Origin of the sequence: Moraxella sp. CTOTU47616 (assembly GCF_032017465.1) — a bacterium.
GTDB classification, from domain to species: Bacteria; Pseudomonadota; Gammaproteobacteria; order Pseudomonadales; family Moraxellaceae; genus Faucicola; species Faucicola tetraodonis.
On sequence record NZ_DALZPU010000002.1, the window covers coordinates 373245 to 392347 of the forward strand.

Sequence of the window (19103 nt, forward strand, 5' to 3'; positions counted from 1 at the left end):
CGCTATGGGATGTAGAGAGAAAAGTAAAAAATTTAGGGTAACACACGGTACAATGTCATCGCACATTGGGTGCCTTGACTGTCCTTGCACCACTGCATCTGCTCGCCTTGCTGTTTCACATAAGCGACCAAAATATCCCCCGTCTGGTCAACGCGATTGCCAGAACAGTCTGTTGCATTGTTATCATATTGGGTTTGAATCGCTAGTGCAGGTAAGCCATCGCCTGTGTCAGCATACAAATATTTGCCATACGTAAATTCCTGACCGCTTGAACCGATAAATTGCTGATCGCGCCCAAAATTATAACGCTCTTGGCAATTTGGCTGCGCAGCGTCGGTTTTATCAAGACGTAGCTGCCACTGTCCTGCAATATTTGGCAAAATATGAGTCGACACTTGCGCCACTTGCTGTTGGGTTTTGCTATCATCAGGCAACGCGCCACCCATTGCTAAACTGGTTAAAATGCCTATCAACGAAATATTCATGAAGTCCATCGTTATTTTATTCCTGTTATCATGCCATCTTTATAAGGTAACAACCCAACTCATCTACCAGTTCTCAATCAGCCAATTTGCCCTCAGCGAGGTTAGAATTGACGTTTATAGTAACTTTTAATAAATTTTGGTAAAAATTTTTGGTATTTGGGGTTAATATTCAAAGATATTCAAAATGTTAAAGGCTAAATTATTCTGCTTTTAATGGGGTCAGCACGCAAAAATTTAACCCAAAACCACAAAAATTATTTAAGCACTTTAGTTAAACAATTTAACTTTATTTAACTACTTAAAGTTTCATGTTCATCAATGGCTTTAATCATACTTGCTTTTGGCTTTATTTGCTATAACACAATAATCCTCATAATGCAGTCTTGCCAAAACATCAGGCGGTCATAAAATCTGTGCAAATTTGCTTGTCAAAAAGTTAAAAACCCAGCATAATAACCGAAGATTTCAGGAGAGAATGTTGTTTTGTTTTTCATCAAATTATGAAATACCAAAACCATCACCGAAGGCGCAAAGACCCTATAATCGCTCAGGTCAAAGGACTGGAATCGTAATTTTTGGCAGTGTTATGCACTGCATCAAAATATAACAAATCTGGAGAGTGTATTGCTTTGCAATACCACCGAAGGGGAAAAGATTGACTTGTCTGTGTGTAATATAAGCTATACTACAAGAAATTGATAAGTCGATTGAAAATCTCAGGTAACAGGACAGATAGGGCTGATAGCTACCGACATCAGGTTGGATTAGTTTTAGTGCTCTATTGATGTGCGATGTTTGGCTTTAGCGTTTTATCCCACGCTATTAAACCATCAAATAAAACATCAAACCGTTATTTGATTTTTACCCACTCAAGGATTTGCCATGTCAGCCACAGACAAGCCTTTAAACCGCACCCCTTTTTATCAATCCCATATCGATAGCAACGGCAAAATCGTTGACTTCTCTGGTTGGGAATTGCCTATCCATTATGGCTCACAGATTCAAGAACATGACGTTGTGCGTACCGATGCGGGCATGTTTGACGTGTCCCATATGGTCGTGACTGACATCGCCGGCAAAGACGCCAAAGCTTGGCTGCAAAAACTGCTCGCCAATGATGTCGCCAAACTCAAATTTGTCGGTAAAGCGCTTTATTCTGCCATGCTAAACGAAAACGGCGGTGTGATTGATGACTTAATCGTTTACCGCATGAACGATGCAGAGACTGAGTATCGTATCGTCTCAAATGCCGCCACCCGTGATAAAGATTTGGCACAGTTTGACAAAGTCGCCAAAGACTTTGCTGTCACCATTACCGAGCGCCCAGAACTTGCTATGCTTGCGGTACAAGGCCCCAATGCTCTGCAGAAACTGAGCCAAGCCAAACCAAATTGGGCAGATAGCCTAACTACCTTAAAACCCTTTGTGGGCAAAGACTTGACCGACATCGAAGGCGCAGATTGGTTTGTGGCGCGTACCGGTTATACGGGTGAAGATGGCGTTGAAGTCATTTTACCACAAGCCGAGGCCTCAGCATTTTTTACCTTACTCAAAGACCATGGCATCGCCCCAGCAGGCTTAGGTGCTCGTGATACATTACGTCTTGAAGCGGGTATGAATTTGTATGGCCATGAGATGGATGAAACCATCAATCCGTATGAATGCGGTATGGCATGGACGTTAGCGGTAAAAGATGATCGGAATTTCGTGGGTCGTGAGGCTATGCAAGCCAAACAAGACCAAGCGATTGCTGGGGGTAATGACGTCATGCAAGTAGGCTTAGTGCTAGAGTCACGTGGGGTACTGCGTGAAGGCATGACGGTCACGCTAGACAATGGCAAAACTGGGGTAATCACTAGCGGCACTTTTAGCCCAAGCCTAAAACAATCGATTGCGATTGCCCGTATTCCAAAGACGACGGATACAGCAGCCACGGTTGATTTGCGGGGTACACCGACGCCAGTACGTATCATTTCGTTACCGTTTGTTAGAAATGGCAACAAACAATTCAACTAGGATTTTATCATGTTATGATGGATTTAGCGCTTATTAATGAACAACATTCAAATAATTAGTCGGCGTAATTTGAAAAACCGATAATAAATTCATCCTACTTTAGAAGGTAAAATCATGAAAAAATTACTCTTTGTTGTACCGTTTTTGGCAAGTTTGGCGGCCTGTACTTCAACCCCAGTAGCACAGCCTAGTCCGTCTCAAGTGTTGGCAATTCAAGCAAATTCACAAACCTTTAAATGTGACAACAACACTGAAGTCGTGGCGTTCTACGGTAAAGAAAACGGCAGCAATGTCGCTAATTTAAAAATCACCTCGCCAATGCTCGGTCTAAACCAAGCCGCGATGGTATTAAAACAAGATGTATCAGGCTCGGGTAACCGCTATACCTTGTCAAATGCGACCAAAACTACTATGTATGATTGGGGCGTTAAAAATGCAGAAGGTGCGTTAACCGTAACCTCACAAGGTCGTGATTATAACTTTGTGTGTAATGCTATTTAATCTGATTCACTTGTTGAATGGGTTAAACCGCTCAATTGGTTTTTAAGTTTGGTCGATATACATTGTATCGACCAAATTTTTGTTACTCAGTTTATTAAATTACTTAGCTTTTAAAATGTTTGTTAAATTATTAGGCTTTTAAAAATGTTTAGTAAAAAGGCGCCAAGTGTGACTGCTTGGCTAACAGCCTTTTATTTTCACCCCTACTTTCGCTTTGAGGAAAATAGTTATGAGCAATATTCCAGCAGATTTAAAATATGTGGCTAGTCATGAATGGTTACGCCAAGAAGAAGACGGTACTATCACCGTTGGTATTACTCACCACGCCCAAGATTTGCTCGGTGACATCGTATATGTTGAATTGCCTGAAGTGGGTGAACACGTTGACGTGGATGCTGAAATTGCCGTGGTCGAATCTGTAAAAGCTGCCTCGGATGTTTACGCGCCCATCGCTGGTGAAATCCTAGCAGTCAATGAAGCATTGGTAGATGCGCCAGAAACCATTAATGAAGACCCTTATGGCGAAGGTTGGTTCTTTAAAATCAAACCAGACAATGCCGATGATTACCAAGGCTTGATGGACGCAGACGAGTACCAAGATAGTATTTAATTATCTTTATCTCATTGCTTTTATCTAATCGTCGTTATAGAGCCTAGCACTAAGGTAATCGCTTGATTACCTTAGTCTATTATCCTATCAATTAACTGTAATGCATCCTTTATTTTGTTAACTTGAGAGCTGCTATGTCAACACTTACCCCGCTTGCTGACCCAAAAAAAGCCAGTTTTTATGATGTGGTGAGCACTCGCCGTTCGGTACGACGCTTTACCAAAACGCCCATCAGTGATGAAGTGCTCAATGCTTGTCTCGATATGGCGATGTTAGCGCCTAGCTCAAGTAATTTACAGCCTTGGCAATTTTTTGTGATTGAATCTGAAGAAAAGCGCCAAAAAACTGTGACCTATTGTATGAGCCAAAATGCAGCAAAAACCGCCAATAAGCTGATTGTCGTGGTCGCTCGTACTGACACGTGGCGTCAACATGCCAAAGACAATATCAAGTATTTTCCCGTCAAACCCGTACCAAAACCTGTGCAAGATTATTATGGCAAGCTTATTCCGCTGACCATGACGCGCGGTGTGATGAATGTGTTCACTCCTGCCAAATGGGCGCTGACGCAAGCCACGCGCAAAGTCAAAGGTGCGATGGTTGACCCCATCTATGATGCTGACGATCTCAAAAACTGGGCACTCATTAGCACCTCACTGGCTGCCGAGAATTTGATGCTCGCCTTGCGTGCCCACGGTTTTGATAGTTGTCCGATGGGGGGATTTGATGAGCCACAACTCAAAAAATTGCTTGACCTCAATGAAGAGCAGCATATTTGTATGGTGATTGCTGCCGGTGAGCGCGACGAGCGTGGTATCTATAGTGAGCAATACCGTTTTGAGCGTGAGCGCTTTATCGTTAAGGTGTAATATCGTTAAAGTGTGATTTTTATCCATTCAACCGATGTTTGTCATGTTAGCCATGGCAAAACCTGCTATTTTTTTTCAATGTTTTATCAGACGCTAAAGGAAACTTGAATGAGTCAACCGTCTTTTCAATCATTTGCTGATTTATTCCAATCATCAGAATTTATTCATCGTCATGTTGGCATTAGCCAAGATGAAAAAGAAGCAATGCTAAAAGCCGTCGGCGCTGACAGCATGGCAAGCTTTATTGAACAGACGGTGCCAGCTTCGGTACGTCTTAGCAAAGAGTTAGATTTACCCCTCAGTATGACTGAGCATGATGCTTTGGCAAAGTTGCGCGGGTTGGCGGATAAAATCAAGGTCAATAAAAGCTATATTGGCTTAGGCTATTATCCGACTCGCCTACCTGCAGTCATTGCACGCAATGTGCTTGAAAACCCAGGCTGGTACACGGCTTATACCCCTTACCAAGCGGAGATTGCCCAAGGTCGCTTAGAGGCATTACTCAACTTCCAACAAGTTTGTATTGATTTGTCAGGTCTTGAATTGGCGGGTGCCAGTTTGCTTGATGAAGCGACGGCGGCGGCTGAAGCCATGGCGATGGCAAAACGCGTGGGTAAAAGTAAATCTAACCAATTTTTTGTTGATAGCCGTATCTACCCTCAAACCTTAGATGTCATCAAAACCCGTGCCAAGTATTTTGGTTGGGAGGTAGTGGTTGGTGATTTTGACGTTGCCAAGAATGGCGACTTCTTTGGCGCGATTTTCCAGTACGTGGGCGCGCAAGGCGATGTGGTTGATTTAACTGATATCATCAGTGCGGTCAAAGCCAAAGGCACGCAGACAATCGTTGCTGCTGATGTGATGAGTCTGGTACTTCTTAAATCACCGGGTAGCATGGGTGCGGATGTGGCACTGGGCAACACCCAGCGTTTTGGTGTGCCGATGGGCTTTGGTGGTCCACACGCGGCTTATTTTGCGTTTAAAGACAGTGCCAAGCGCTCTGCCCCAGGTCGTATCATTGGCGTATCGGTGGATGCTCAAGGTAAACAAGCCTTGCGTATGGCACTACAAACCCGTGAACAACATATCCGCCGCGAAAAAGCCAACTCAAATATTTGTACATCGCAAGTGTTACTGGCCAATTTGGCAGGGATGTATGCGGTGTATCATGGTCCTGAAGGCATTAAACGTATCGCCACCCGCATTCATGCGTTGGCAAGCGCTTTTGCCCAAGCCATCAAACAAGCTGGTATGTCGATTGTGCATGAGCAGTTTTTTGATACCGTGTTGGTGAACACCCAAGGTCAAACTGAGCAAATCTATCAAAATGCCCTCAATATCGGCTATAACCTGCGCAAAGTAGACGATAACCATATTGCCATTGCCTTTAATGAAACCAGTGATGCAGCGGATTTTGGTGTGCTCACGCAGTTATTCACAGGCGTAGCGGCTCAATTATCTGATGATATCAGCTTGTCTTTGCCAGCGTCATTGCTACGTACCGATGCGATTTTAACTCATCCTGTGTTTAATCGTTATCACACCGAACATGAAATGCTGCGTTATTTGAAAAAGCTAGAAAACAAAGACTTGGCGATGAATCATAGTATGATTTCGCTGGGTAGCTGTACCATGAAACTTAACGCCACTAGCGAAATGCTACCGATTACTTGGAATGAATTTGCCAATGTGCACCCATTTGCGCCACGTGAACAAGTGGGCGGCTATATTGAAATGATTGAAGGCTTGCAAGAGCAACTCAAAGCCATCACAGGGTTTGACGCTATCTCTATGCAGCCAAATTCAGGCGCGTCAGGCGAGTACGCGGGACTATTGGCGATTCGTCGTTATCATGAAAGCTTAGGTCAACCCAACCGTCATATCTGTCTGATTCCGCGCTCCGCTCACGGCACCAATCCTGCCACAGCACAGATGATGGGGATGGAAGTCGTCGTGGTAGCCACCGATGAGCGTGGTAACGTTGATATTGCCGACTTGACCCAAAAAGCGGAAAAATACAGCGACAATTTGGGCGCCTTGATGATTACCTACCCTTCAACACACGGTGTGTTTGAAGAAGGTATCCGTGATATCTGTGACTTGATTCATCAACACGGCGGTCAAGTGTATATGGATGGCGCTAACATGAACGCACAGGTCAGTATGATGCAGCCTGCGGATGTCGGTGCTGACGTCCTACACATGAATTTGCACAAAACCTTCTGTATTCCACACGGCGGCGGCGGTCCTGGTATGGGTCCTATTGGCATGAAATCACATTTAGCGCCTTTTATTGCCAATCATGTCGTATCTGCAGTACCCAATGCCCAAGATGGCATGAGTGCGGTATCGGCTGCCCCGTTTGGTTCAGCCAGCATCTTGCCTATCTCATGGATGTATATCACCATGATGGGTCGTGATGGCTTGGTGCAAGCGACAGAAGCTGCGTTATTAAATGCCAATTACACGGCTATGAAATTAAAAGACCATTACCCCGTGCTTTACAGTGGTGAAAATGGTCGCGTCGCCCATGAATGTATCATTGACATCCGCCCATTAAAAGCCGAAACAGGTATCACCGAAGTTGATATCGCCAAACGTTTAATGGATTATGGGTTTCATGCGCCTACCATGTCTTTCCCTGTGGCAGGTACTTTGATGATTGAGCCGACTGAGTCAGAAAGCAAAGAAGAGCTAGACCGCTTTATCTCAGCTTTCATTCAAATCAAAGCTGAGGCGATGAAAGTTAAAAACGGCGACTGGCCAGCAGATAACAACCCGCTAGTGAACGCACCACACACCGCACAAGTGGTGACCGGTGACTGGGATCGTCCATACAGCCGTGAAGAAGCCGCCTATCCACTCGCCTATGTACGCGACAATAAGTTTTGGCCATCGGTGAGCCGTATCGATGATGTGTATGGCGACAAAAACTTAATCTGTTCTTGCCCCGATATCTCAAGCTATGAGAATGGTGAAATCGCAGAGTAAACCTCAATCAATACTTACCGTATTTATTACAAAAGCCATGCAAAAATGTGTGGCTTTTTGCTATAAAGCCAATTGCGAGTCAAAAGAATTCTGTTATGATGCAGGGACTCAAAAAATTTGTAATCACTACGCGTGACTTTAAACCCATAATAAGTCAAGGATGACATTATGTTTAGTACCATTGCGATTATTATTTCGCTCTTTCTATTAATGTATTTTGCCTATCGCGGCTATTCTGTATTAATTTTAGCGCCCTTGATGGCAACCCTAGCGGTGGCGCTATCAGGCGATATTCTAAGCTCACTACCTATCTATACCACCGTTTTTATGAAAGCATTGAGTGGCTTTTTATTAAAGTTTTTTCCCATATTTTTGCTCGGGGCGGTGTTTGGTCAGCTGATGGCAGATTCTGGGGCTGCTACAGCGATTGCCAGAACGGTGGTTAGTAAATTAGGCGCGAATAAAGCCATACTGGCTGTGGTTTTGGTCTGTGCGATTTTAACCTATGGCGGTGTGTCGCTGTTTGTGGTGGCTTTTGCCATTTATCCGATTGCTAAAGATTTGTTCAAGGCAGCAGGGGTGCCAAAAAGGCTGATTCCAGGGGCGATTGCGTTAGGGTCATTTACCTTTACCATGACAGCGTTACCCGGGACGCCGGCCATCCAAAACGCGATTCCCATTCCGTATTATGGTACCAATGCCTTTGCTGCACCCATACTGGGTATTATTGGTTCGCTCGTGATGTTTGGTTTGGGCATGTTGTGGCTGCAACGACGCGCCCATAGCGCCAAAACGGCTGGCGAGGGATATGGTATTCATGAAGATGATGAGCTGCATGCTGATAACTTAGACCCCCATCACACCTCTTTTATGGTGGCGATGATTCCTTTGGTATTGGTCATCGGCATCAATGCCTTGTTAACGTACGCGGTTTTTCCGAGTATGGATTTCTCTGCACTGCAAGCGCAGTTTAAAGACTTGGATATAAAAGGTGCTTTGGGACTTTGGTCAATCATTATCGCTTTAGTCACCGCGATTATTGCTTTGATTGTGCTGCGCCTAGGCAAATGGACGAACTTGCAACACAGTCTTAATAAAGGCACTTATAGCTCTATGTTGCCTATTTTTAATACAGGTTCAGAAGTCGGTTATGGTGCGGTGATTGCCACATTGGCGGGGTTTGCGGTGTTACGAGATAGCGTGTTAAATCTATCACCCAATAACCCATTAATCTCAGAAGCTGTGGCTATGACTACCTTAGCGGGCATCACCGGTTCTTCTTCTGGTGGCTTGAGTATCGCGCTGCCCATTTTAGGCAAAGAATATTTGGCACAGGCCGTGGCGCATGGGATAAATCCTGAATTATTGCATCGTGTCGCAGTGATGGCAGCAGGTGGCTTAGACACGCTACCGCATAGTGGTGCGGTGATTACGTTATTTGCCATTTGCCATTTGACCCACAAGCAATCTTATAAAGATGTCGCCATAGTGACGATGGCAATTCCGCTGATTGCGGTGACGGTGGTGATTGCTTTGGGTACCATGCTGGGTTCGTTTTAACCTGTTTATTTTTAAGCCATTTAGTAGTAAAAAATCCCAATCAGCGTTGGGATTTTTTATTTATTCAGCGGTTGTTTCATGGTCAATAGATGGCGGGTTATTGGCAATCACCGTATCTAAAATGGGTAAAATCTCTGCCATAATCCACGCTTTGCGCCACCCACTCAGCCAAGGGCTTAATGCCGGTTTTTCTGCTGCGACAGCATAAGCATACAGCTCTGACAGCCATTTTTTTCGCATCAATACTGTCTCATCAATTGACAGGGTTTGCCCATGCTGCTTAATCGCTTTTTCCAGTTGTTTTTGCACATTATTAGACAGACTGCGATACGGTAAGGGCAATAGGGCTGGATAAGCTGCGTCATCTTCTTTTCGCACCTTATCAATCAGCGTCAAAATCTCTTGACCATACATGCGAATCACATTGGGCTTGATACTGGTAAAACTTAGCTGCTTCATGCTAAAAGGCGGTTTTTCGATGATTTCACGGAGCGCCTGCGGGCGCAGGATAAAAGTGCGCGGTCTATTGATTGATTTGGCAAGTTGTTCGCGCCATTCGCACAGCGTTTGCAGCATTGCCAGTTGCTCGCGATTATCGCGGTAATCAGCGACACTCAAGTACAAGGCGTTATCAGGCGTGGTAAAGTTGGCAAAAATTTCTTGCGTATAGCTTTGACAGTCTTCAACTGCGTATTGCCATAAGCCTTGTTCTGTCAACTGTGTTTTGATGGCAACAAACATCGGCAATAAATAACGCACATCGTCTACTGCATAGCTTTCTTGCTCAGGCGTTAATGGGCGCTGCAACCAATCTGATTGGCTTTCACCTTTATCCACATGCACAGCAATCGTTTCTTGCAGCGATTTTTGATAGCCAAGCGAGTTTTCACCAGTCAAAAAACCCAAACCAATTTGGGTATCAAACACATTGCGCAGCGCAGGCAAGTTGGAGAGTAAATAATAAATCCCCAAATCTTCGCCACACGCATGTAACACCACGGTGGGTATATCCGCTAACACTTCCCAAAATTCTTCTAAATACAGCTTAGGCGCGTCAATCAAATAAATCGCTTTGCCTGTATTGATTTGAATCAGCGCAAGAATGGGAAAAAAAGTGTCGCGCTTAATAAACTCAGTGTCTAACGCAATGGTATCGACTTGCTCTAGGTCATCGAGCAGGGCAAAAAGTGCGTCCTGAGTTTTCACCCAATGGATTGGCAAGTCATGGAGTTGTTGTAATTGGGCTGGGCTTAACGGGTTCTGGATGAGCATAACTTGGGTCTTGTGGACGGATAATTTAAGCGTATTTTATGATGAATCTAGGATTTTGTCTTGTCAAACTGATGAAAAGATTTTATAACCGTCCACGATTTTGCAGCGCTTGACCCAGTGTCATGCTATCTAAATACTCAAGCTCACCGCCCATCGGAATCCCTTGGGCAATCCGGCTGATATGAGTGACGTAAGGCTTGACCGCTTCACTGATAAAATGCGCGGTGGTTTGCCCTTCTACCGTGGTACTGGTTGCCAAGATGATTTCTTCCACCGGGGTTTGCGCGGCTTGGTGTTGTTTTAACAGCCCAATTAGCTGATTGATGCCGAGCTGCTCCACACCAATACCATCAATGGGTGATAAATGCCCGCCAAGCACAAAGTATTTACCGTTAAACCCAGCGGTTTGCTCGATTGCCATCATGTCTGCTGCCGTCTCTACGATACAAAGTACGCGCTCATTGCGGCGCGGATCGCTACATATCGGGCAAATATCCTCATCTGATAAACCACGGCATACTTGGCATTGCTTGATATCATGCATCGCCACAATCAAGGCTTCGCCCAGTGCTTGACCTTGCGGGCGTTTATAGCTGAGCAAATGCAATGCCATGCGCTGGGCAGATTTGGGTCCTACCCCGGGCAGTACTTTGAGTTGTTTTACAAGTTCATCAAATTTTGGCGTAAGCATAGGCGCATTCTTATAAAAATCATAAAAAATAAAAAAAGCTGGCTGGAAAATAAAAAAAGCTGACAATCAATTATCAGCTTTTTATGGGGGTTTGACTGCCTAATCGCAAGGCAATTTTCCACTATTTTATAGCGCTACTTTATAACCCTAGTATAGCCCTAGTGGGTTTAAAATAAACCATTCATGCCTGGTGGCAGCCCCATGCCGTTGGTGGCACTGGCCATTTCAGTCTCATGTAGTTCATCGGCCTGACGCACGGCATCATTGATAGCAGCCGCAATCAAATCTTCAATCATATCAGGGTCATCTTGCAGTAAGCTTGGATCGATTGATAAACGTTTGACCACATGGCGACCATTCATGGTGACTTTCACCAAGCCACTACCCGCTTCGGCATGCACTTCTTTTTCTGCCAGTTTTTTCTTGGCGTTTTCAACGTTTTTTTCGACTTGCTTTTGCATCATTTGCGCTTGTTGCATGAGAGCTTGTAAGTTCATAAGTTTTCCTGTTTGTTTCTAATGTTGGTGGTTCATTGTAGCGAATTTGACCGCAAACTGTCTATTGCTAATCGTTAGCCCAAATTTTTAACATACAACTGCTAATCTAAAACTACTAATCTAAAATCATTCACATAAAAATGCTAAGATACCATCACTCACTAAACCCATTAATAGCAAAAAACTACGACTATGATAACAACTACACCCCCATCGCTAGAGGTCGCTCTCTATAAAGCCGCTAGTGTTATTAAATGTGCGCAAAATATTGCCATCCTGACGGGGGCAGGTGTCTCGGCTGAAAGTGGCATTTCGACTTTTCGGGATAAACTTACTGGATTGTGGCAACAATACCAAGCCGAATATTTGGTCAGCATTCAAGCGTTTGAAAAGGAGCCTGCCTTGGTGTGGCAATGGCACCAATGGTGGCGTGGACAAATCGCCGATAAACAGCCCAATCCTGCCCATTTTGCCTTAGGTGAATGGCAAACATTGGCAAAGCAGCAAGGTAAGACTTGGACGTTGTTTAGTCAAAATGTCGACAATCTGCATGAGCAAGGCGGTGCTACGGTGGCAAAACTGCATGGGAATTTGGCCAAAAATCGTTGTCATGATTGCGGCAAGCCGTATACCAAAGCGATTGCTGTCACAGACACTGAGTTAAAGCATTGTGAATGCGGCGGTTTGATTCGCCCGGATATTGTGTGGTTTGGCGAGATGTTGCCCCAAGACGCTTGGCAAACGGCAGAAACGGCAGCGCTCAATTGTGATGTATTGGTGAGTATCGGCACATCAAGCGTGGTTTATCCTGCAGCGGGCTTGATTGATTTGGCAAAACAACAGGGCGCAACCGTCATCGAGATTAATCCCAATCCGACCCAGACCACAGCGGTTGACATCGTGTTACCCGACAACGCAGGGAAAATATTGCCGTTATTGGTCAAGGCGCTGAAATAAAAAAGCACAATAAAAAAGCCAGTAAATTTTGCTACTGGCTTTTGGGTTCTGGCTAATGGGTTTTGGCTTTATATCAGGCGAGTGTATCCAAACCGCGTTTTAAATCAGCGATAATATCATCGACATCTTCAAGCCCCACCGAGAAGCGAATTAAGCCTTCGCTCACGCCTGCCTCGATTCTTGCTTCAGGTGTCATGCGAAAATGGGTCGTCGTCGCAGGATGGGTAATGGTGCTTTTGGCATCGCCTAGGTTATTGGTAATCGAAATCATGTTGGTACTATCGATAACATGCCAGGCTGCCGCTTGGTCAGCCACCTCAAAGCCAATAATGGCACCAAACGCACCGCCTTGCACATTTTTGAGCGCGGTGTGTTGGCGTTTGGCGATATCATGGGATGGGTGATCGGGCAACCCTGAAAAATGGACTTTGCTGACTTTTGGGTGATTGTGCAAAAATTTAGCGATCTGATTGGCATTTTCGCAGTGGGCTTTCATACGCAGTGACAAGGTTTCTAGACCCTTTAGCAACACCCACGCATTAAAGGGCGATAGACTAATCCCGCCAGTACGCACCACCCCAAAGGCTTTTTCCATCAAGTCATTGTTACCGACCAGTGCACCGCCTAGCACACGACCTTGACCGTCAATATATTTACTGGCGGAATGCAATACCACATCCGCACCCAACATTAAAGGTTTTTGAATAGCAGGGGTAGCAAAGCAGTTATCGACGATTAATAGCGCATCGTGGTCATGCGCCAGCCTTGATAAAAAGCTTAAATCGGCAATTTGCGCCAAAGGATTGGAGGGGCTTTCGCAGTACAGCACCTTGGTATTAGGCTGCATCGCCTGTTGCCATGCCTCATTGTCAAAACAGTCTACATAACTCACCTCGACGCCAAACGCTTTAAAGTAGGTATCAAACAGGGCGACGGATGAGCCAAATAATTGCTTGGCGGCTAGCAGATGGTCACCGGCTTGCAAGTACGCCAAACACATGGTCAAAATCGCGCCCATGCCTGATGCGGTTGCCACGCAGCGCTCGCCTTCCTCTAATGCTGCCAATCTACGCTCAAAAGCGCGCACGGTTGGATTGGTATGGCGCGAGTAGACATTGCCTTTTTTATTGCCATTAAAATGGTCTGCTGCTTCTTGGGCATTTTTATATACGTAGGAGCTAGTGGTAAAAATCGCTTCGTTATGTTCGCCTTCATCGGTACGGTGGTAACCGCCGCGCACGGCGATGGTTTGGTCGGCATAGTCTAGGCTCAAATCAAGTGCATCACTTTGCCAGTTGGGGTCTAATTGGGTCATAATGTTACATCTTTTGTGCATCAAATAAATTATGATAGCATAAGTTGGATTTGACGGTCGCTTTCAAGTGAGTATTTTATGCAAAAACGCCATGACAACCAACTTTTCTTAGGCGAGTGTCACGTTAATCAGTGATTTTTTTAAAAGGATTCAGGCTTTGGTAGCAGCATTTTATTCGGTATCTGTTGGCTTTGTCAGACTAGCATCGCAAAAACTCACGCCCAAAATTGTGACATTTTGCTTGCCATTGCTATTTACGCTGCTACTTACGCCACTTACCGCTTGCCAAATGCTGCCGAACAACCCCCATATCGCCGCTACGCCAACTGTGTCAACGCAGCTGACAGGTGCGCAAAAATTTTCTGAAAAATCGCGTATCCAAGGTCAATATTTAATCAGCCGTATCAGTGCTAGCAAAAACCCCTCACCGAGCAAATTTTCCGGTTATTATCCGCTGATTGATAGCAGTGATGCGTTTGCCTCACGCAGTATTTTGACCGAGATGGCTCAGCAGACCATCGACATTCAATACTATATTTGGCACAACGATGCAGCAGGACAATTGATGCTCAAAGACTTGTACCAAGCCGCCAATCGTGGTGTCAAAGTACGACTGTTACTCGATGATTTGAACACCAATCCGGAACTTGACCAACAGCTACTTGCCTTTGCTGCGCATGCTAATATCCAAGTGCGATTGATTAACCCCAAAGTGGTGCGCGGCTTTACCCCCGCCAATTTTGTGGTAGCACTGCCCCGCTACCAACGCCGCATGCACAATAAAAGCATGACCTTTGACCGCCAGTTATCCATCATTGGTGGGCGCAATATTGGCGATGAATATCTGCGTAAAGATAGCATTGCTGAGTTTGCTGATTTGGATGTTTTGCTTGCCGGCAAAGTGGTCAACCAAATCAATGATAGTTTTGAAGATTATTGGGATAGTCCTCTATCGTATGATATCGAGCGTTTGGTCAAACCCTCAAAAAACCCCGAGCGTAATAAAAGCGATGAGCCATTTTTGGGGACTTTGACGGCGATTGCACCGATCAACAGCCAGTCCCATCTGCATAAAAGCTCGCAACTTTATCGGGTACAAAATGGCGCCATAGTCGATAAACAACTATATCACAAAAAAATCCAATTTCGTTGGCAACCAATGGAATTTTTGGCAGATGATGTCAAAAAACTGCTTAATCAAGATGATAAAGATAACCGATTGGTATCCAAGCTTCGGGCACGTATTGGCACCCCAAAACAGCAATTGACTATTGTCTCATCGTATTTTGTACCCACTGACTTGGGCGTGCTGCAACTAAGCAAACTCATGGAAAACGGGGTAAAAATCAATATTTTTACCAACTCGTATGAATCAACCGATGTGCCTATCGTGCATTCCGGGTATAACGTGGCACGCGTGCCGATGCTCAAAGCGGGAATTGGACTGTATGAGCTAAAATCCTCTGCCGATGCAGACTTTCGCCGCAAAAAACGTAGCTTATATCGCAGTAAGTATAGAACCAGTTTGCATACCAAAGCCTTTGCGGTGGATGACAAATATACTTTTATCGGTTCTTACAATGTGGATCCGCGCTCTGCCAACATCAATACCGAGCTTGGTGTGCTGATTGAAGATAAAGCGCTTGCCAAATCCTTTCATAATACGTTCGACAACTCCATGCTCAATGTCAGTTACCGCGTCAATCTCGATGATAATGGACAATTGATGTGGCAAACCCATGATGATAGAACCAATAAAAAGCTTATCACTTTGGATAAAGAGCCGCATATGACGTTTGTCAATGGACTTTGGCTAAAGATTTTTTCTGCCTTGCCATTTAAGCGCTTATTGTAAGCGGCTATATTACAAAAAACACACATTTTTGGTAGTAAAAATAGTACCAAAATCACTATAGTATGCGGTTTCAAAAAGTAATATATCTCAACTGTTAAATCATGACGTTTGCTTGTAATATTTGTTTAAATAATTAAATTTATTACAGTTTTGATAAATTATTGTTCAATTTTTCAAGTAATTTAATTTGTCATGTGAATAGTGACGAATTTAATTTTTTAGCACGTTAAATAACCTATCTGTTCATTGATTATAAAGCGTGCAAACCTTTAGCCAGCTTCTAGGTGATATTGTCGACTATGCCATTTTTTCATGATGCCAACGAAGAAATTAGGGATTTAAATCGCTACGAAAAAAACGTGGTGTATTTAACGATTTTTGGGGCTTTTTTTGCTTCCTTTGATTTTACGATTTATTTTTATTTTAATGATAGTATCAATCAAGCTTTTTTCCCAGAAAATATACCTGAGTCGTTAAAGTCGATTTGTTTTTTGCTACTGATTTTAGCCGGTTATATGTCAAGACCGCTAGGCGGTTTGATATTGGGTGATATCGGCGATCGCTATGGCAGAAAACATGTGTTGCTGTATAGTTTGCTATTGGTGGGTGCGTCTGGTTTAGTGATTGCCTGTTTGCCTACTTATCATCATATCGGTGTGGCAGCGATTGTTCTCATGCTATTGTTGCGTTTAATTCAAGGCTTTGGCTATGGGGCTGAGGTACCCGCTTCATGGGTATATATTGCTGAGCATATGCCACGGCGTCAATTAGGGTCAGTGTGTGGCGGCCTCATCAGTGCGCTGATTTTGTCGACGTTGATGGGCAATATTTTAAGCTCCACGTTATCAAATATGCTTACCCCTGCCCAGATGCAATCGTATGGCTGGCGTATTCCTTTTGTCCTCGCCAGTATCGGTACGCTATTTGCGGTGCTGTTACGAGCCAAGCTTGAAGAAACCCCGCTTTGGCTGATGGCTAAGTCTAAAAATCGCTTGGTTAAACGTCTGCCGATACGCCGAGCTATTATCAAATACCGTTATGGTACGGTGATGACGCTGGGTTTGTCCTGGTTTACCGCCAGTGTTTATTTGACGATTTATTTGCTTTTGCCGATATTGGGTATCCAGTTTTTTGATGTCGATACCAGTTTGATGATGATATCTAATGGAGTGGGTATTATCTTTGGTGGATTGGGGGCGTTAACCTATGGTTATTTTGCCGATCGTTTTAATTCAGGTCGTGTATTTACTTTAGGCTGTATATTTTTAAGCATTGCCAGTGTTATTTTCTTTGTTTCACTAAAAAACAGTAGCGAGCTATTACTGATTAATTATGCAATTTTAGGGTTTTTCTCTGGTGTGATTGGCTTAGTCCCAAGTATTTGTGTGCGTATGTTTCCAGTGAGTGTACGCCTAAGTGGCATTAGCTTTAGCTATAACGTGGCGTTTGCATTGGCAGGCGCATTATTGCCTGTGCTATTGGTTTATTTTTCACATAAATTAATGCTTTCAAGCGCCTTGTATCTGGTGTTTGTCTGTGTGATTGGCATTATCATGGGTATATTGTTGACCAATTTGCATGGTTTGTACCGCATGGAAGATAAGCGGCTGATGAACTCTTAAGCTTGTTATCTATTATACTTGTTTTACCATCACTTTTTTTAGCGCCCGCTTTTATTGATTGGCTGATAGATTAGCTATAGATTAGCCACTTTTTTGAATATTTGCCTATGACACTGCCTATAACCCTGCCTATGACCACCATGCAGCATAAACGCTTGTCCACCGCACCGATGATTGATTGGAGTACGCGCGACTATTGTTACTTTGCTCGATTATTCAATCCTTATAGTTACCTTTATACTGAAATGATCAGTACCTCGGCGATATTGCAGGGAGATACCGACTATCAGCTGCGATTTTATCCCAATGAACATCCTTTGGTGCTTCAGCTTGGCGGCTCGAATCCTGACGAATTGGCGCGCTGTGCTAAAATCGGACAAGACTACGGTTATGATGAAATTAACCTAAATGTTGGCTGCCCGTCCGATCGGGTACAACATTACAAAATCGGGGCTTGCTTGATGGCAGAGCCCGAATTGGTGGTAGATATTGTCTCTGCGATGCGTGATGCGGTGGATATTCCTGTCACTGTCAAGCATCGCATTGGCATTGATAATTTTGATAGTTATGAGTTTATGGCGGATTTTGTGGATCATGTGGTGAAAGCAGGTTGTCAGCATGTCATCGTCCATGCGCGCACCGCTTGGCTACAAGGCTTAAGCCCTAAACAAAATCGTGAAATTCCGCCTCTTCGCTATGAGGATGTGTACCGCTTAAAGCAGGATTTTCCCGATGTATTCGTGGAAATCAATGGCGGTATCACCACTATTGATGACATCAAAACCCATCTGACGAAAGTCGATGGCGTGATGATTGGGCGGGAAGCTTATCACAACCCTTATATTCTAGCCGAAGCCATGCAGCTGTGGGGCGAGCCTGTGCCTAGCCGAGCGGATATTTTTTATCAGTTACTGGATTTTTTGGCAGCCAGTGACGCGCGTGGCACACCATTGACGGTCATTATGCGCCATTATTTAGGCTTGTTTCAAGGATTGACAGGCAGTCGTAAATGGCGTCAGGCACTTAGCGGGCAAAAATCCCTCTCGGTTGCCCAAGTTCGTGAAGCGGGTGAAGCGGTTTTGGCGTTAAATGCGGGTTAAAAGTTAGCTAAAAAAGACTAACTGTATAAATACTGCCACATCGCCAAGCCATTATTCATCATATGCAACACCACAGGCAATAACAGTGACCCTGATATGATACGCCCATAGCTAAATAACATCGCTAGACAAAAAATCCCCAACAACTCGACCACACCGTATTGCATATGAATCACCGCAAATACAATACTAGTTAGCACACTGGCGCCCCACATACCAAGCTTTGAGCTGGCAAGCCCTGTCCACATAAACCCGCGAAATATCACTTCTTCATAAATCGGCGCAAATACCACCATCGCCAGCACAAGCAGCCACCGTGGATGTGCGGACTCAGCAAGATTGTCCATAAACATCATGGGCTCGCGACCCAGCCAGACGGTGACTAGGTTGATGATAACATTTAGCACAATCAGCAGCGCGCTACATTGTAACAACTGATACCAAGTAAAGGGATTAAGGGCAAGATAATCTTTGATACGGCTGTTTTTAAATCGGATAAACAAATAAACGCAGCCGAGCACCATGGCTAAGGTAAAGCCTAGCGCTAGACTCATTAAGGTGCCGTTTTCACTGCCCTGCAACACTTGTTCAGCGATATCCAAATTTGCGGCATCTTGTAGCACCCATGGTGCAAATAACACCACGCCAATCAATTGACTGGCAAAAAACACCGCTAATAACACCATAGATAGCACAATGGTCTTTGGCAAATCGTAGATGGGGGTACTAGGCTGTAATGATAAATTTTGCACATTAAACCCT

General features: G+C 44.4%; 16 protein-coding genes and 2 riboswitches. Of the genes, 10 read left to right on the forward strand and 6 right to left on the reverse strand.

What is annotated here, in order from left to right; translation table 11 throughout:
• Window positions 1-32: 32 nt before the first annotated feature.
• The gene (locus tag RTS10_RS03805; RefSeq protein WP_312539305.1) at window positions 33-485 is read right to left on the reverse strand and encodes a hypothetical protein; all 453 of its coding nucleotides are present in this window, start codon (window positions 483-485) and stop codon (window positions 33-35) included.
• A 456-nt stretch (window positions 486-941) separates the two neighbouring features.
• Window positions 942-1058, forward strand: a riboswitch (glycine riboswitch).
• Between the two features lie 29 nt (window positions 1059-1087).
• A riboswitch (glycine riboswitch) is annotated at window positions 1088-1227 on the forward strand.
• 140 nt (window positions 1228-1367) lie between these two features.
• Between RTS10_RS03805 and gcvT the strand changes: the two genes are divergently transcribed.
• The 6 genes from gcvT (at window position 1368) to RTS10_RS03835 (ending at window position 9032) form a co-directional block, all read left to right on the forward strand.
• Window positions 1368-2501: a glycine cleavage system aminomethyltransferase GcvT gene (gene gcvT, locus RTS10_RS03810; protein WP_312539307.1), complete on the forward strand. Its 1134-nt coding sequence runs from the start codon at window positions 1368-1370 to the stop codon at window positions 2499-2501.
• A gap of 114 nt (window positions 2502-2615) precedes the next feature.
• A complete protein-coding gene (locus RTS10_RS03815; RefSeq protein WP_312539309.1) occupies window positions 2616-3002 on the forward strand; it encodes an MliC family protein in 387 nt (128 codons plus the stop codon).
• Window positions 3003-3231: 229 nt separating this feature from the next.
• Window positions 3232-3612, forward strand: coding sequence for a glycine cleavage system protein GcvH (gcvH, locus tag RTS10_RS03820; protein WP_007115930.1), 381 nt, complete (start codon window positions 3232-3234; stop codon window positions 3610-3612).
• 134 nt (window positions 3613-3746) lie between these two features.
• Window positions 3747-4481, forward strand: coding sequence for a nitroreductase family protein (locus RTS10_RS03825; protein WP_007115929.1), 735 nt, complete (start codon window positions 3747-3749; stop codon window positions 4479-4481).
• Window positions 4482-4589: 108 nt separating this feature from the next.
• Window positions 4590-7472, forward strand: a complete 2883-nt coding sequence (gcvP, locus tag RTS10_RS03830; protein ID WP_312539311.1) for an aminomethyl-transferring glycine dehydrogenase — start codon at window positions 4590-4592, stop codon at window positions 7470-7472.
• A gap of 168 nt (window positions 7473-7640) precedes the next feature.
• On the forward strand, window positions 7641-9032 hold the full coding sequence (locus tag RTS10_RS03835) for a GntP family permease (RefSeq protein ID WP_312539312.1): 1392 nt from the start codon (window positions 7641-7643) through the stop codon (window positions 9030-9032).
• Between the two features lie 60 nt (window positions 9033-9092).
• Here RTS10_RS03835 and RTS10_RS03840 read toward each other — a convergent pair whose 3' ends face one another.
• The 3 genes from RTS10_RS03840 to RTS10_RS03850 all read right to left on the reverse strand — a co-directional run bounded on the left by RTS10_RS03840 (window position 9093) and on the right by RTS10_RS03850 (window position 11492).
• Complete coding sequence (locus tag RTS10_RS03840; RefSeq protein ID WP_312539313.1) at window positions 9093-10304, reverse strand: HRDC domain-containing protein; 1212 nt, start codon at window positions 10302-10304, stop codon at window positions 9093-9095.
• 82 nt (window positions 10305-10386) lie between these two features.
• On the reverse strand, window positions 10387-10995 hold the full coding sequence (recR, locus tag RTS10_RS03845) for a recombination mediator RecR (protein ID WP_007115924.1): 609 nt from the start codon (window positions 10993-10995) through the stop codon (window positions 10387-10389).
• Window positions 10996-11162: 167 nt separating this feature from the next.
• Window positions 11163-11492, reverse strand: coding sequence for a YbaB/EbfC family nucleoid-associated protein (locus RTS10_RS03850; RefSeq protein WP_007115923.1), 330 nt, complete (start codon window positions 11490-11492; stop codon window positions 11163-11165).
• A gap of 192 nt (window positions 11493-11684) precedes the next feature.
• On the opposite strand from RTS10_RS03850, the gene RTS10_RS03855 reads away from it, so the two are divergent.
• Entirely contained in the window at window positions 11685-12449 is a 765-nt protein-coding gene (locus RTS10_RS03855) for an NAD-dependent deacylase (protein WP_312539314.1), read from the forward strand.
• Window positions 12450-12522: 73 nt separating this feature from the next.
• Here the strand turns inward: RTS10_RS03855 and RTS10_RS03860 are convergent, their stop codons facing one another.
• Window positions 12523-13764, reverse strand: a complete 1242-nt coding sequence (locus RTS10_RS03860) for an O-succinylhomoserine sulfhydrylase (protein ID WP_312539317.1) — start codon at window positions 13762-13764, stop codon at window positions 12523-12525.
• 157 nt (window positions 13765-13921) lie between these two features.
• On the opposite strand from RTS10_RS03860, the gene RTS10_RS03865 reads away from it, so the two are divergent.
• The 3 genes from RTS10_RS03865 (at window position 13922) to dusA (ending at window position 18341) form a co-directional block, all read left to right on the forward strand.
• Complete coding sequence (locus tag RTS10_RS03865; RefSeq protein WP_312539320.1) at window positions 13922-15619, forward strand: phospholipase D family protein; 1698 nt, start codon at window positions 13922-13924, stop codon at window positions 15617-15619.
• A gap of 299 nt (window positions 15620-15918) precedes the next feature.
• Window positions 15919-17241 (forward strand): MFS transporter, encoded by a 1323-nt coding sequence (locus tag RTS10_RS03870; protein WP_312539321.1) that lies wholly within the window; start codon window positions 15919-15921, stop codon window positions 17239-17241.
• A 131-nt stretch (window positions 17242-17372) separates the two neighbouring features.
• Window positions 17373-18341, forward strand: coding sequence for a tRNA dihydrouridine(20/20a) synthase DusA (dusA, locus tag RTS10_RS03875; protein WP_312539360.1), 969 nt, complete (start codon window positions 17373-17375; stop codon window positions 18339-18341).
• 17 nt (window positions 18342-18358) lie between these two features.
• Here the strand turns inward: dusA and RTS10_RS03880 are convergent, their stop codons facing one another.
• Window positions 18359-19093: a CPBP family intramembrane glutamic endopeptidase gene (locus RTS10_RS03880; RefSeq protein WP_312539322.1), complete on the reverse strand. Its 735-nt coding sequence runs from the start codon at window positions 19091-19093 to the stop codon at window positions 18359-18361.
• Window positions 19094-19103: the final 10 nt, after the last annotated feature.